This is a genomic window from Pseudooceanicola endophyticus (assembly GCF_018760365.1).
In the GTDB taxonomy this organism is placed as follows: domain Bacteria; phylum Pseudomonadota; class Alphaproteobacteria; order Rhodobacterales; family Rhodobacteraceae; genus Pseudooceanicola; species Pseudooceanicola endophyticus.
Window position 1 is genome coordinate 325653 of the sequence record NZ_JAHIAB010000003.1, and the last position, 14610, is coordinate 340262.

A 14610-nucleotide genomic window follows, 5' to 3' on the forward strand; every position below is an offset into this window, starting at 1 on the left:
AAAAATCTCCCGACGCGGCAAGCCATTGTTCCAGCTATAGTAACCCCATGAACACCGTCGCATCTACCATAGACATAGCCCCGACGCCCTTTCAGGCGCGCGTCCTGTCTCTGCCGCAGGAGTGGGACCTGTTGCTTGACGGCGGGCGCGGCGGCGGCAAGACCTATGCCGTGATCCTTGAGGTCTTCCGCCGGGCCGAGCGGTGGGGCGCACAGTCGCGCACCCTCATCACCCGCCGGACGCAGGGCGCGCTCTCCGAGCTTGAGCATGAGCTGCTGTCGATCTTCCGGCTTCGCTACGGCACCGCCGCCCGCCACAACGCGAATGAGCATGTCTTCCGGCTGCCCAACGGGGCCTATGTCGAGCTGCGCAACCTCGAAACCCACAAGGACCTCCTGCCGCTACAGGGCAAGAGCTTCGACTGCATCGTGGCCGAGGAGGTCGGGCAGTATGCCGACCTGAGCATGTTCGACTTCCTGCGTGGCTGCCTCCGGTCCGCGTCGGGGGTGCCGTGCCGGTTCATCATGACCGCGAACCCGGGCGGCCCCGGCCACGCCGCCATCGCCAAGCGCTTCATCTTCGGACGGCCCGCATGGGCACCCGTTGCCGATCCCGTCTCGGGCCGCACCTATGTCCGCTGCCCGTCGAAGCTGACCGACAACCCCCGCCTGCCCGAGGAGTACGGCGCACAGCTCGCCGCCATCGCCAAGGTTGACCCGGGCCTTGCGCAGGCGTGGATTGACGGCGACTGGACTGCCGTTGCCGGTGACTACTTCGGGGGCGTGTTCGATGAGGCGCGCAATGTGGTCGCCCCGCCAGATCCAGCCGACCGGCCTTTCAGCCAGCCCGTCAACTGGGCAATCCGTTACTCCTGCGACTGGGGCACCACGGCCCCGGCGGTGGTCCTGTTCGCGGCGATCTCACCGGGGGCGGAGGTTTCGGGCACCTTCATGCCCAAGGGGTCCTTCTTCATCTTCGATGAGGTTCACACCGCCTATCCCGATGACCTGAACCGGGGCACCCGCGCGCCGGTCTCCGAGGTCGCCGCCGACATCCTCGAAACCCTCGCCCGGTGGGGTATCCCGCCGCGCCGCGCCTCGGGTGTGCTCGACTGCGCGCAGTTCGCCTCTCAGGCCTCGGATCAGGCGGCGGTGTCGGACCTGTTCCGGCAGGAGGGCGTCCACTTCTGGCCCTCTGTGAAGGGGAGGCGCACGGCCCGGCTGCCGAAGCTGCGCGAACTGATGCAGGCGGCGGGCGACGGCACCCGGCCCGGGCTCTTTGTCTCCGCCCGCTGCGCCTACTTCCTGAACACCGTGCCGTACCTGGGCCGCTCGCAGCGCAACCCCGAGGACTGTCAGACGGACGGGCCAGACCATGCGCTTGACGCCTGCTCCTATCTCGTCAGCACCGAGCCGCCACGCCTGATCCGCCGGGTGATATGAGTGACGACCGGCTTGCCGCCTATCAGGATGCGGCGGGGCTGCTTTCCCGCATGGGCTACGTCGCCCGGGCTGAGGCGGCATGGACGCCGCCCGCCACACTGCGCCGAGCGGGTTCGGTCCCGGCAATAATCACCGACGCGCCGCCCATCGTCGTCGGCTATGCCGTGGCGATGGTTGCAGAGGAGCCGGAGGCGCACCTGCCGGACCATTCCGCGCGGGCAGGTCGGGTCCCCCACGGTCAGAGGGGAGGCCCCCCTTGGGCGTTCTGGCTCGACTACAACGAATAGCGCTCTGAGCCGCATTGCGCTCAAGCTATAGTTGTCCGCAGGAAATGGGGCGATGGCGACCCTGACTGCGCAGTGGCGGCGCGTCGGCCCAAACTTGAGAGGACCGACAAATGACCGCTACGATTTCCCGAGACGACAATCCCCCGACCTTGCCCCCGGCGGGCACCCTCTTTGGCCTGCCCGAGCTGGCCGAGGCGGCGGCCACGGCCACCCGCCTTGAGGAGAAGCACCGCGCCATGATCGACCGGCTTGAGGCCGCGATCCAGAAGCAGGGGCAGGACGCCGCCGACAGCGCCCGCCGGGCAGGGTTCGGCAAGCTCGATGCCGAGAACGCCGGGCGCAAGATGGGCGTGAAGGCCCGAGCCGACCTGCGCGAGAGTTCCGACAATGACCGCTGGGCGATCCTGCGCCAGCTCGATGCGCTGGCTTCGGGCCTCTCTGCGTCCGAGGCGCTTTGGGCCTCGCCCGTGGTCGCGCTCGCCCGCGCCGGGATCGGCAGCGACACGCGCACCAACCACATGGCGCAGCTCTCGGGCGCAGGCCCGGCTGAGTTGAAGACGGCGGCGGTGCTTGCCGTGGCGACCGAAGACCGGGTGCTTGGTGCTGCCGTTGTCGCGCTGCTCGACCGGATGCCGCGCAAGGGCCGCGCCGTCTCCCCGCTGGAGCTGGCCGAGCGTCTGGTAGGCGCGGATGTGCGGCAGGCCCGGGCGGCCATCGCCTCGGTGAAGCAGGCGCAGCAGCGCGCCCTGAATGCTGACCGCGAGTTCGCATCGGGCCGCCGGAACGCCACGGCGCGCATCGCATCGGCGCTGGCCGAGCGTGACATTGCGGCGATGGAGGGCGGCGAATGACCCGTGACAGGCGGATCGTGGAGGGCTACGGCATCGTCTTCGATGAACCCACGCGGCTCGCCCATCAGGCGCTGCTCGAATGGGCCGCCTATGACCCGGAGGGGGACGGCTGGCCGACCCCCGCTGATGTGGTGCGCTTCGCCCGCTTCTATGGCATCCCCGCCGCGCGGCTGGGCGGCCTGTTCGGGTTGCTCTCGCGCCGCGTCGGGCGGCGTGTCGTCTGGGCAGACATGGCTCGCGCGCCCGAGGTCGGAGCGCGGATCGGCGTGGCGACCTTCTCGCACGACGCCTTGGTGGCCTACGGCTTCTTCCGCGCAAGCTGGGCGGTGTTCGAGTGTGACCGGGCGACCATCCACTAGGGCAGTCGCCCGGTCCCTTGTCAGAATGGCACGTCATCACCGACCGGCGCGAAGTCCGGCCCGCGCAGGTCTTCGGGGTCGATGAAGATGTATGCCCCGCCGGGGCCGTCGCGCGGCTCCTTCTCGGGCAGATCGTCCAGCGGCACGACCTCATCGAGCCTGCCGTGGGCGTTGGTCACGCGGACAAACTTGCCGCCCTCCCGCTCACGCAGCCACGCGAGGGCAGAGAGGCTGACCGCCGCCCCGCCCCGGGGCGACCGGCCCCGGCACCAGAGGCAGACGTTGCCCGCTGCATCCTGATAGGCATGCTGGCGCGACCCGCCGGGCCGCCTGTTGAAGTGCCGCGCCGTGGCGGCATCGAAGCTCTGGGCGTCCATTATCAAACCTCACTGATGACGATCCGCCCGCTTTCGGGGCAGACCAACGCGAACAAGGTGCCGAGCCGGTTCAGGGCAAAGTTGATTGCACCCTCCGCCCGCGCGATCTGGGCCAGCTTGTCATCGGGGAGGTCGCAGGGGTCACCGTTCAACACGACCTCCAAGTGCCGCCCGCCGAAAAGGAAGCGAAATTCGCGGATGTCAAACTGCCGCTTGCTCTTGATCTTGTTGAGGTGGTGCGCCGCCGCATAGGCGTTTTGAATCACGTAGTCCATGATGTGCCCCTTTCAGGGATAGGGCACTGGCGTCAGGGGGATCACGCCCGACCAACAGACACCAGCACCCGGGTTGGGTGTAAGGTTCCATTCGTCGGCTTCCTATCTCGGGGTTTGCGGCGCGGGGCCGCACTGCCTTCAGGTTCAAGGAGGGGTCCAGCCTCCGCCGGTCTTGCCCCCGGGCCGTATACCGGGCTGTGGCGTGGCCCGTCGCCGGGCGCTCCTATCACAAGACATGACAATGGTGACGCAGACCCGCAGCGGTTGCAATACAAACTTTTCCCTGAGCAAGGGGGTCAAATGCTGCATAAGAACGAAAAAGAACTTAACAGGTCTTGTGCCGCAGCGGCAGCGACCCCATATTGATGGTATGGCGCCCAATTGGGGGCGTTCCAGTCACGTGTTTAAACTGTCAAGGCCAGTTTCGCAGCCGGTGCAAGACGCGAGTTCGATCATTCGGGCTCCTCTCGCCAGCCACGCGGGCGGCTTTGCGGCAATCAGGCAATACCACATTGCCAGGTGCTTCACAGTATACACGACCACGTCGAAGACGAACGCACACCGCAGAACGGCGGGGGCGGAGATGTTAAGGGTCGGTGCGTTGACCCGATGCTCTTGCCCCCTCTCGCGGAGGCCGATGGAAGACGAGTTCGATTTCACCGCCAAGGACCTCAAGCATTATCCGCATTTCGATGCGCCGATCACGCTGAAGGAAATTCGCCGCCTCGTCACAGACCCGCAAAGGGTGGCAGCCAACTCCTTCTACCCCTTTTTCCTGTATGAAGAGTCATGGCAGCCGTACCGTTCTACAGATGCGGCCAAGCCTGACAAAAAGACGCGACCGATCCGATACGGCGCGCGGCGAGACGCCTACATCTTTGCCTTCTACCGCCGGAAACTCTCCCGCCTATATGAAGCGCGCCTCCGGGATATGGGCATTGAAGATTGCCCAATAGCCTACCGGCAGGTGTTGAGGCCGGGGCGGGGCGGCGGGAAATGCAACATCGACTTCGCCAAGGACGCCTTCGATGAAATCGACCGGCTCGGGGATTGCGTGGCGGTTGCGCTCGACGTGAAAGGCTACTTCGAGAACTTGGACCACAAGCGGATCAAGAGCATCTGGTGCGACCTTCTGGGCGTCGAAGAACTTCCGCCGGACCACTACGCGGTCTTCAAGAACATCACCAAGTACAGATATGTCGATCAGCGCTCTGTCTATTCACGGCTTGGCTATTTCGGGATGCGGGAGCGCAACGGGCACATGATTCCGGGCTTTCTGATGCCCTTCCGCGACATGCCCAAGCAGCTATGTTCCAACGCGGACTTCCGCGCCAAGATCTGCGGCGGTGATCCGAAGCACGGTCCCTCGCTCGTCCAGAAGAACGTCCTCCCGCATGGTGTCCCGCAAGGTGCGCCAATCTCAGACCTGATCGCGAACTTCTACATGTTGGAGTTTGACGCTGTGATGGCTGAGTACGCCCGAGCGAGGGGCGGGCGCTACATGCGTTACTCGGATGACATTTTGCTAATACTGCCCGGGGGGAGCCCTGAAGCCCGGGCCGCCATCGACTTCGCCACGGCTGAGATGCGCAAGCATGGGCCGGAGTTGCGAATCAAAGACGCCAAGACCTGTGTTGCTCAGTTCCAGCGAGCGCCGGACGGGCTGCGGTTCCACCATTTGAAGCAGAGGCCCGACGAGGCAGCGAAGAACGGCTTTGAGTACCTGGGCTTCCGGTACGATGGGCGGCGGGTCTATGTGCGCGACAGCACCATATCCCGGTTCTACGGCAAAGTGGCAGGGGCGGCGAAACGTGACGGGCGGCGTCACGTCGAGAGCAACCCGGCGATGGACGCTGGGACCTTGATTGGCAGCTTCGATTATCCGCTGTTCTCCCAACGCTTCAGCAAGGTCAAGAAGTCCAACCTGACCAGCGACTATCGCAGTTGGACGTTTTACTCATACCTCAAGCGGTCTGCCGAGGCGTTCGGCCCAAAGGGAGACCGCATCCTGCGGCAGGCGCGCGGCTTCGATGAATTCATGAAGGATCGCGTGAGGTTGGCCATCGTCTCGGGCGTCGCAAAGCGCAAGCCGCCTGTGCCGGAGACCACTTGAGCCTGCCTGCCGAGCCTTACGCGGACCTTACTTTTCAGCCTTACGCGAGAAAATCTGGGAAAAGAAAAACCCTCTAAGTCATTGACCTAGAGGGTTTATCTTGGCTCCGGCGGTAGGGATCGAACCTACGACCAATTGATTAACAGTCAACTGCTCTACCGCTGAGCTACGCCGGAACATGTGGCGGTGTATAGCGATGCGATTCCGGGGGCGCAAGAGGCCTTTTTGCCGTTTCTGCCGGAAAATGCGAACGACCTAGCGGAAAGCGTTTTGTTGTTGGAAAACAAGATGTCAGAAGGCAAAGCTCAGGCTTTGAAGTGGCCCTAGGGGAAGCCGAAGAGCGCCTTTGATCCAAGGGCGGGGCGGGCCTCGATCCGGCCCTGGGCAACCAGCTCGATCAGATGGGCCAGAAGGTTGCGGCGGGCGGCGGGGTGCAGCGCCGGGGCAATGTCGTCGTAAACGCGTGCAACCAGGGCATCGGCGGTGGCCGGGCCTGCTTCCAGCGCGGCCAGAACGGCGGCCTCGCGGCTCTTGCGGTGGCGGATCAGCCAGTCGAGCCGGGCGGCGGGATCCTCGATCGGGCCACCGTGGCCAGGCAGCAGTTGCCGCGCCCGTCGCGCCGCCAGGCGCTGGCAGGAGGCCATGAAATCGCCGATGTCGCCATCGGGCGGGGACACGATCGAGCTCGACCAGCCCATCACCAGATCCCCCGTCAGCAAGCGACCGTCGCCAAGATCGAAGCTCAGGTGGTTGCCCATGTGGCCCGGGGTCCAGAGCGCCTCGACCTGCCAGTCGGCGCCGGTCAGGCGGGCGCCGTCCGCCAGGGTCTGGTCGGGAGCGAAATCATGATCCACGCCCTCGCCGCCGCCCAGGCTCTGGTCCCGCGACAGCAGGTCCTGCATGACCGCCGAACGGCCCGCACGGGAATCGCCGAAGGCCAGCACCGGGGCGCCGCTGTGGCGCGCCAGCGCCGGGGCCAGGGCGCTGTGATCGCCATGGGCATGGGTGACCAGGATGTGGCTGATATGTTCTCCGGGTCCGAGCGCCGCCAGGATGGCCTCCTGGTGGGGGGCAAGGTCGGGGCCCGGGTCGATCACCGCCACCGCGCCGCGTCCCAGGAGGTAGGTGTTGGTCCCGGGCCCCGTGAAGGCCGAGGGGTTGGGCGCCAGGATCCGGCGCAGCCCCCGCCCCAGGTCCGTGACCTCTCCGGGACGGGCGGTGAAGGGCGCTGTCATGGATCTTTCCTCTCTCTGCCGCGCAGCGTAGGTTAGCGCATGTCCTTCGGCTGGCTCAAACGATATGTCCCGCATGGAATTTACGGACGCGCAGCGCTGATCCTGGTGCTGCCGGTCGTGACTCTGCAGCTCGTGGTTTCTGTGATCTTCATCCAGAGGCATTTCGAGGATGTCACCGTCCAGATGACCCGCTCGGTCAGCTACGACCTGCGCTACCTGCTGACCGATCCGGATGCGCTGGACGACCGGGAGGATGCCCGCGCGCTGGAGGTGCAGATGCAGCCGCTGGCGGCGGAGGCCATCCCGAAGGAGGACAGGCTGCGCTGGTACGACCTGTCGGGGCGCGTGGTGATCCGGACCCTCAGGGCGCTGGTGCCGGGGGTGCAGGTGGTGGACCTGCCCAATGACTATACGGTGCATGTCTACGTGATCCGCGACGGCAGCGCCTTGCGGCTGTCGTTCGACCGGCGGCGGGTCTCGGCCTCCAACCCGCACCAGCTGCTGGTCAACATGGTGTTCTTCAGCGCGCTGATGACGGTGATCGCCTTCCTCTACCTGCGCAACCAGCTGCGCCCGATCACCCGGCTGGCCGAGGCGGCCGAGGCCTTCGGGCGCGGGCGCCATATTCCCTACCGGGCCTCCGGCGCGGTCGAGGTGCGCGCCGCCGGCAATGCCTTCCTCGACATGCGCACCCGCATCGAGCGCCATATCGAGCAGCGCACGCTGATGCTCTCGGGGGTCAGCCACGACCTGCGCACGCCGCTGACCCGGATGCGGCTTGAGGTCGCCATGCTGGAGCCCGCCGAGCGCGCCGCGCTGGAACAGGACATCGACGACATGCAGCGGATGCTGGACGAGTTCCTGTCCTTCGCGCGCGGCACCGGAGAGGAGGTCGCACAGGATGTCGACCCGATTGCCCTGGTGCGTGGCATCGTCGCGGATTCGCAGCGGGGCGGCCGCGACGTGACGCTGGTCCATGCGGAGGGCGAGGGTACGTTGCCGCTGCGCCCGACGGCGATCCGCCGCGCGGTCGAGAACCTGGTGGGCAACGCCGTGCGCTACGGCACGCGGGCCGAGGTCTCGGTCGATCTGTCGCCGCGCTCGCTCAGGATCCGGATCGAGGATGACGGCCCCGGCATCCCGGCGACGCAGCGCGAGGAGGCGATGAAGCCCTTCACCCGGCTGGAGGCATCGCGCAACCAGAACCGCGGCGCCGGCGTCGGGCTGGGCCTGTCGATCGCCACCGACATTGCCCGCGCCCATGGCGGCGTGCTGCGACTGGCGGAAAGCGACACGCTGGGCGGGCTGCGCGCCGATATCGTGATCGCGCGCTAGGCTCTGGCTGCTGCCGTGCGGGCGGGTATGCTGGGCCAAACAGCCCAGGACGCGATGCCGATGATGCCGATTCCCGACGATGCCCCCCTGAAAGACTGGCTGGCCGAGGCCCGCGGCCTGGCCCGCGATGCCGGGGCCCTGGCAATGCCGGGTTTCAACGGAAGCGAGGCCGACCGCGCGGTGCGCATGAAGGGCCCGGGCGACGTGGTGACGCTTTATGATGGCAAGGTCGAAAGCTACCTGCGCGCCGCGTTGCTGGAACGCCATCCCGACCATACCGTGCTGGGAGAAGAGGCCGGTGGCAGTGTCGGCGACTGGGCCTGGGTCCTCGATCCGATTGACGGCACCGGCAACTTTGCCGCCGGCATCCCGTTCTGGTGCATCTCCATCGGGCTGATGTACCGGCACCGCCCGGTGCTGGGCGTGGTCTATGATCCGAACCGGGACGAGATGTTCTCGGGGATCAGCGGGATCGGCGCCTGGCGGGATGGCGTGCCGCTGGAGCTGGAGCGCGCGCCCGAGGCCGGGCGGCGCATTCTGGGGTTCGGCGTCACCGACAAGCGCGCGCCTGCGCTGACCTTCGATGCCCTTCAGGAGCTGATGCAGGCGGGATTCCGGCCCCGGATGCCGGGTGCGGGGGCGCTGGCGCTGGCCTGGGTCGCCGCCGGGCGCTACCACGCCTATCTGGAGGCCAACATGCACCTGTGGGATGTCGCCGGCGCGGCGGCGGTGATCGAGGGAGCGGGCGGCTGGATCACCACCAGCTACGATCCCGCCCAGCCGCAGAAGGCCTTTGCCGCCTGCGCGGGCGCGCCAGGGCTGAAACGGCAGATGGACACGGCCTGCCACCGCCTCCTGTAATGCGAAACGCGCCCCTCGAAGGGGGCGCGTTGCAGCTAGCATCGGTTTTCAGGCCTCGACCTCGACCTTGCCGATCGGGTTCGAGCAACAGGCCAGGATGTATCCCTCTTCGATGTCGTCGTCGGTGATGCCGCCGTTGTGGACCATGTGGACCTGGCCGGAGGTCTTCTTGATCTTGCAGGTGCCGCAGACCCCGAAGGTGCAGCCCGAGGGGATGTTGAGCCCCGCCGCCCGGGCCGCCAGAAGCACCGTGTCGGTCTCCTTGCAGGCATGGGTGACACCTGAGATCGCGAAGGTGACCTCGGCATTGGCGCCCTCTTCGGGCACCGTGTCGTCTTCGGTCCAGTCCTCGGCCACCTCGGGCGTCGGCGCGCCAAAGCTTTCCTGGTGGTAATGGTCCATGTCGAAGCCCAGACCCTGCAACGCGTCGCGGACGGCCTGCATGAAGGGTTCGGGGCCGCAGCAGAAGACCTCGCGTTCAAGGTAGTCGGGCGCCATCAGGCCCAGCATGAGCTGGTTGAAGAAGCCCTGATACCCGGTCCAGGGGGTGTAGGGATCATTCTGCTCCACCACCCATTTCAGGTCGATGCCGGTCACGCGCGAGGCCATGTGCTCAAGCCGTTCGCGGAAGATGATCTCCGAGGGGCGCTTGGCGCAGTTGACGAAGACGATATCCGCCGGGCGGCCCTGATCGAACATCCAGGTGGTCATCGACATCATCGGCGTGATGCCCGAACCCGCCGAGATGAACAGGTACTTCCTGCCGAACATCTCGTGGTTGGTGAAATGCCCGCCCGGGGCGGTGGCCTTCAGGCGAATGCCCGGACGCAGCTGGTCCAGCATCCAGCGGGTGCCGAGACTGCCGTCCTGCGCCTTCACGGTCACGGTGATCGACATCGGCCGCGAGGGCGAGGAAGAGATCGTGTAGGTCCGGTAGAGCGGCCCCCCCGGCACCGGCAGTTCGAGGGTGACGAACTGGCCGGGCTTGTAGGAGAACAGCGCGCCCGAGGGCGCCTGGAAGCAGAAACTCATCACATTGGGCGCCTCGGGGATCACCGAGACGCATTCGAGCTCTTCCGTGCCATCCCAGACGCGCAGAGGGTGTGAGAGGGTCGGGGTCGTCATGGTCATTCCGCCGCCATCCGGGTGGGGTTCAGACGCTCGGTCATGGTCTGGGCATACCAGTCGACAAAGCCGATGACGCCGGTTTCCTGGATCTCGGAATAGGGGCCGGGCTCGTAGGCGGGCGACAGGATGCCCTGCTGGTTGTCCTCGACGACGCGGCGGTCCTCGTCATTGGTCTCTTCCCAGACATGGGTGAGGTTCTTCAGGTCGTAATCGACGCCCTCGACCGCATCCTTGTGGACCAGCCAGGTGGTCTGGACCTCGGTCTCGGTCGGGCTGATCGGGGTGACGCGGAAGGTGATCGAATGGTCCGGCAGGAAGTGGTTCCAGGTGGTCGGGTAATGGAACTTCAGCAGCGTGCCGGCATCCAGGAAGGGCACCCGGCCCAGGCGCTTCTGCACGGCGATCTTGCCGTTCATCGTGTAGCTTTCGGCGCCGTCCAGCAGCGGCATCCGGGCAACGCGGTACTGGCCGGCGGGATCGACCCGGTAGGTCGAGGGGATGCCGGCGCCTTCCAGGCGGTCGAAATGGGTCTTCAGCTTCGGCGGGATCTCCCCGGTGGCGGGGATGAAGGTGACCGAGGGGTCCTCCGGATAGGTCCGGCACAGCGAGGGGTGGTTGCCGCCGCAGTGGTAGCATTCGCGGTTGTTTTCCCAGACCAGCTTCCAGTTGCCGTTCTCGATGATGGTGGACTGGAAGGCGACCTTGGCATCGCTCAGGTCATGAACGTCCAGATAGGGCTGGGCCATCTGGGCGAAAGTGTCGAAATCGGGCGCGTCCTCGGCCAGGCAGATGTAGACGAGGCCCGACAGAACGCGGCAGTGCACGGCCTTCAGCCCATGCTTGGAAGCGTCGAAATCGGGACCCATGTCGCGCGCCCAGAGCAGCCGCCCGTCCAGTTCGTAGGTCCACTGGTGGTAGGGGCAGACCAGTTTCGCGACCTGGCCCTTGGCGCCCTTGCACAGCACCGAGCCGCGGTGGCGGCAGGTGTTGTGGAAGGCGCGGATGGTGCCGTCGGCGCCGCGCACGATCATCACCCGGTAGGCGCCCAGCTGGTAGGTCACGTAGCTGCCGGTCTTGGGCAGGGCGCAGGCGGGGGTCACGAACAGCCATTCGCGGTGGAAGATGTTCTCCATGTCCAGCGCGTAGATGTCGGGGTCGGTGTAGAAGGGCTGTTCGAGGGCATGCGCCGGCTTGCGCCGGTCGAGCAGAATGCGCGTCTTGGCCTGGGCGTCCATGGCCGGTCTCCTTGGCGTCGCGGGAAGTCCCGGATGAGGGGTGGGGCATGGGCCCCGGGAAGGCGGAGGGGTACCGGAACGGGCCCGGCATCTGGGCCCAGATTACGCGGCAGTGCGGAATCCGGCTTTCTGTTTGCGACACATCCGGAGGGAAATTCGGCCTGTGCGCAACGTCGGCCTGCTTCGGGCTAGCCCGGCGGTGGTGCCGGGGCGCCGTCCTGTGGCATGGGAGGGGCGGAAAGTCCGCCGCGCAGGGCGCGTTCGGCCGGGCGGCGACGCAGCATCGGGGCGGCAGGGCTTGGCGCGGGGCCCATGACGGCGCGAATCTGTGCGCGTTCCCGGGGGGATAGCGTGGCCAGCGCCAGCGGCCCGGGCCAGAAGCTTTCGCAGATCGCCCCCTCGGCCTCCAGCAGTTCGTGCTCTGCGCAGACGATGTGCACATAGCGGATTTGTCGCAATCGGTGCAGCCGTCCGATCCTTGGAAGGACGGTCAGCGCCCGGGCCGGCACGAGGCTGGCGAGGCGGGGCACGAAGACCCGGTGCTGCGGCGACAGCACCAGGTCGTTTTCCGGCATCCCCGGCGCAAGCGCATCGACGCGCAGCCGGACCGGCGCCTGGTCGGGCTGCGCGCCCAGCTCCAGCGTCTGGTGCAGCACCAGCCGGGCGGTGGTGGTGCCGCCATCGGCGCGCCGCAGCAGGTCCCCGGGTTTCAGCGCCTCTGCGGCGACGGGACCGCCCGGGGTGGCAATCCGCGTCCCGGCGGCGAAACAGGCGGGCAGGGTGCTGGCGTAGGGAATCTGGCCCTGCACATTGTCATAGGTGCACACCACCGTCAGCGGCGTGTCCAAGGGCGGCATGGTGCCGTAGATGGCGAAGGCGTGGGCCGTCCAGGCGTTGTTGTCCAATGAGATGACGGAGATGTAGTAGGTGTTGCCGGCGCCGTCGCTAAGCTCGATCAGGTATTCGGATTCGATCTGCGTCCCGGCGGAATAGGTGGTGCCGTCCAGCGTGACGTCATTGACCAGCGTCTGGGGCTGCTCATCGTCGAAATAAGCATCCGCATCCTCGACCTGGATCGACTGCGATGCCGCATTGCCGGCGATGGTGACCGTATCGGTCCCATGGTTGAACTGCGATCCGTCGTTGCTGTTGAACGTGTAGGACGTGGTCGACAGGTAGGATATGTCGAAAAGATAGAGGGTTTGCTGTGTCATCTTCCGCCGCGCCCGCCGAACGGGACGGAGGATCGCGCCTCAGGATTGCGGATCCGTTAACCGGCGCTGGCGAATGCGGGTCCAGGACAGGGAGACATGGGCGCGGTGCAGCAGGGCCGCGGCCTGCAGGTCGCCTGCCTCCAGAGCGGCGGTGACCTGGGCGACCTCGCGTGCGAAAAGCGTCATCTCCTCCGTCAGGTCCAGGGCAGAGGCCTGCAGCGAATGCAGCCAGATCCGCGCGGTCTGGAAATAGAGATGCGTGGCGAAATCCATCAGCGGCACATTGGCCGACAGCGCCTTCTGGGCCAGCACGAAATCCATGATCAGACGGGCAAAGGCACGCTGGCAGGCGGGATCGGGCGTCAGCGCGCCGGCCCGGGCGCCGATGTCACGGAAGCGCGCCAGAAGCGCCGCGTCGGGGGGGACCGGGTCCAGGGTCGCGGCCAGCTGCGCCAGCTCCAGGCGCAGCCGGTAGATCTGGTCCAGCTCCTCGTCGCGCAGGTCGGTGACGAAGGTGCCGACCCCATGGACCGACACCAGCAGACCCGCCGCCTCGAGCCGGGCCAGGACGCGGCGCAGCGGCGTGCGGGAGATGCCGAATTCCTCGGCCAGTTCGGTTTCGGCCAGTCGCATCCCCGGCGGATAGTCGAGCAGGCAGATGCGGTCGCGCAGCTCTTCCTCCAGCGCATCCGCGCGGTCGCGGGCACTGGGCGGGGCGTCTTCGGTCAGGGGCATGTCTCAGGTCCGGCCATGGGCATCGGCCAGCTTGTGCAGCAGCGCCAGCCCCTGTGCAAGCTGATCGAGAGAGATGTATTCATCTGGCTTGTGCGCCTGCTCGATGGAGCCCGGACCGCAGACGATGGCCTGCATCCCGAGCGCCTGGAACAGCCCCGCCTCGGTGCCGAAGGGCACGCAGGCGGCGGTATTGGCGCCGCTCAGCCGCATCACCAGGTCGCGGATGGCGTTTTCGGGCATCGGCTCCAGCCCAGCGACCTCTCCGATTACCGTGGTTTCGATGGCGGCCTGCGGCGCGACGGCCCGCATCCCGGGCAGCAGGTCCGCGACCAGCCGGGCGACCTCGGCCTTGACGTAGTGCTGGTCGGCGGCATTGACCGGGCGCATCTCCCACTCCAGCGTGGCGCGGCCGGGGATGACGTTGTGGGCGACACCGCCATGCAGGGCGCCGATGTTGATCGTCGTGTGCGGCGGATCGAAGGGGCTGTCGGCGGGGGCGCGGGTCTCCAGCTCCTGGCGCAGCTCCAGCAGGCGGGCGATGTAGCGCGCCGCCATCTCTACCGCGTTGACGCCGCGCCCGGGCGCGGATCCGTGCCCCTCGGCGCCGGTGAAGCGCACGGTGTATTCGCAGCAGCCCTTATGCCCCTCGATCACCTGCATCAGCGTGGGCTCTCCGATCAGCGCAAGCGCGGGCCGGATGTCGCGTTTCGCCAGTTCCTCGACCAGGGCGCGGGCGCCAAGGCAGCCGGTCTCCTCGTCATGGGTGAAGGCGAAATGCACGGGCACCTCGGTCGCGACCTCAGCCAGGCGCGGGGCCATGGCCAGGCAGATCGCGATGAACCCCTTCATGTCGCAGGTGCCGCGCCCGTAAAGCAGGCCCTCCGCCTCGATCATCTGGAAAGGGTCGGTGGCCCAGACCTGATCGGTCACCGGCACAACGTCGCTGTGCCCCGACAGCACCAGCCCGCCCGAGACCTCCGGACCCAGCGTCGCCCAGAGGTTGGCCTTGCGACCGCTGGAGTCGCGCAGGATCTCGACCCGGGCGCCGGCCTCTTCCAGAACCCCGGCGATGTAGCCGATGGCATCAAGGTTGCTTTCCGTCGACACGCTCGGGCAGGCGATCAGCTGCCCGAGATGCCGTTTCACCGTCTCCAGATCCACGC

At 66.9% G+C, this 14610-nt stretch carries 14 protein-coding genes and 1 tRNA gene; 6 read left to right on the forward strand and 9 right to left on the reverse strand.

The genetic code is table 11. The annotated features are described in order from the left end of the window. The first annotated feature begins 47 nt into the window (after positions 1-47). From KM176_RS07845 to KM176_RS07855, 3 genes are all read left to right on the forward strand, one after another. Positions 48-1442, forward strand: coding sequence for a phage terminase large subunit (locus KM176_RS07845; protein WP_160893119.1), 1395 nt, complete (start codon positions 48-50; stop codon positions 1440-1442). A gap of 397 nt (positions 1443-1839) precedes the next feature. Then, positions 1840-2580: a hypothetical protein gene (locus tag KM176_RS07850; RefSeq protein ID WP_160893121.1), complete on the forward strand. Its 741-nt coding sequence runs from the start codon at positions 1840-1842 to the stop codon at positions 2578-2580. Further along, positions 2577-2939, forward strand: coding sequence for a hypothetical protein (locus tag KM176_RS07855; protein WP_068767828.1), 363 nt, complete (start codon positions 2577-2579; stop codon positions 2937-2939). The genes KM176_RS07850 and KM176_RS07855 overlap by 4 nt, the downstream gene beginning before the upstream one ends. A gap of 20 nt (positions 2940-2959) precedes the next feature. Here KM176_RS07855 and KM176_RS07860 read toward each other — a convergent pair whose 3' ends face one another. Next, positions 2960-3316 (reverse strand): hypothetical protein, encoded by a 357-nt coding sequence (locus KM176_RS07860; protein ID WP_160893123.1) that lies wholly within the window; start codon positions 3314-3316, stop codon positions 2960-2962. A gap of 2 nt (positions 3317-3318) precedes the next feature. Further along, positions 3319-3591, reverse strand: coding sequence for a hypothetical protein (locus KM176_RS07865; RefSeq protein ID WP_160893125.1), 273 nt, complete (start codon positions 3589-3591; stop codon positions 3319-3321). 637 nt (positions 3592-4228) lie between these two features. Between KM176_RS07865 and KM176_RS07870 the strand changes: the two genes are divergently transcribed. After that, positions 4229-5704, forward strand: a complete 1476-nt coding sequence (locus KM176_RS07870) for a reverse transcriptase domain-containing protein (protein ID WP_160893127.1) — start codon at positions 4229-4231, stop codon at positions 5702-5704. Positions 5705-5805: 101 nt separating this feature from the next. Here the strand turns inward: KM176_RS07870 and KM176_RS07875 are convergent. Together KM176_RS07875 and KM176_RS07880 are read right to left on the reverse strand one after the other, a co-directional pair. Further along, positions 5806-5880: transfer RNA gene (locus tag KM176_RS07875), tRNA-Asn, on the reverse strand. 147 nt (positions 5881-6027) lie between these two features. Beyond that, the gene (locus KM176_RS07880; RefSeq protein WP_160893129.1) at positions 6028-6939 is read right to left on the reverse strand and encodes an MBL fold metallo-hydrolase; all 912 of its coding nucleotides are present in this window, start codon (positions 6937-6939) and stop codon (positions 6028-6030) included. A 39-nt stretch (positions 6940-6978) separates the two neighbouring features. Here KM176_RS07880 and KM176_RS07885 point away from each other — a divergent pair, with 39 nt between their 5' ends. After that, positions 6979-8274, forward strand: coding sequence for an ATP-binding protein (locus tag KM176_RS07885; protein WP_160893131.1), 1296 nt, complete (start codon positions 6979-6981; stop codon positions 8272-8274). A 60-nt stretch (positions 8275-8334) separates the two neighbouring features. Beyond that, positions 8335-9135, forward strand: a complete 801-nt coding sequence (locus KM176_RS07890; protein ID WP_160893133.1) for an inositol monophosphatase family protein — start codon at positions 8335-8337, stop codon at positions 9133-9135. Between the two features lie 48 nt (positions 9136-9183). On the opposite strand, the gene KM176_RS07895 is transcribed toward KM176_RS07890, so the two are convergent. The 5 genes from KM176_RS07895 to argE form a co-directional block, all read right to left on the reverse strand. Further along, positions 9184-10266: a hybrid-cluster NAD(P)-dependent oxidoreductase gene (locus tag KM176_RS07895; RefSeq protein ID WP_160893135.1), complete on the reverse strand. Its 1083-nt coding sequence runs from the start codon at positions 10264-10266 to the stop codon at positions 9184-9186. Beyond that, positions 10263-11498: an aromatic ring-hydroxylating oxygenase subunit alpha gene (locus KM176_RS07900; RefSeq protein WP_160893137.1), complete on the reverse strand. Its 1236-nt coding sequence runs from the start codon at positions 11496-11498 to the stop codon at positions 10263-10265. The genes KM176_RS07895 and KM176_RS07900 overlap by 4 nt, the downstream gene beginning before the upstream one ends. Positions 11499-11686: 188 nt before the next feature. Further along, positions 11687-12712 carry a Hint domain-containing protein gene (locus KM176_RS07905; protein WP_160893139.1) on the reverse strand — a complete coding sequence of 342 codons (1026 nt, stop codon included), beginning with the start codon at positions 12710-12712 and terminating at the stop codon, positions 11687-11689. A gap of 39 nt (positions 12713-12751) precedes the next feature. Beyond that, complete coding sequence (locus KM176_RS07910; protein ID WP_160893141.1) at positions 12752-13447, reverse strand: GntR family transcriptional regulator; 696 nt, start codon at positions 13445-13447, stop codon at positions 12752-12754. A 3-nt stretch (positions 13448-13450) separates the two neighbouring features. Continuing rightward, positions 13451-14608 carry an acetylornithine deacetylase gene (argE, locus tag KM176_RS07915; RefSeq protein WP_311136144.1) on the reverse strand — a complete coding sequence of 386 codons (1158 nt, stop codon included), beginning with the start codon at positions 14606-14608 and terminating at the stop codon, positions 13451-13453. Positions 14609-14610 lie beyond the last annotated feature (2 nt).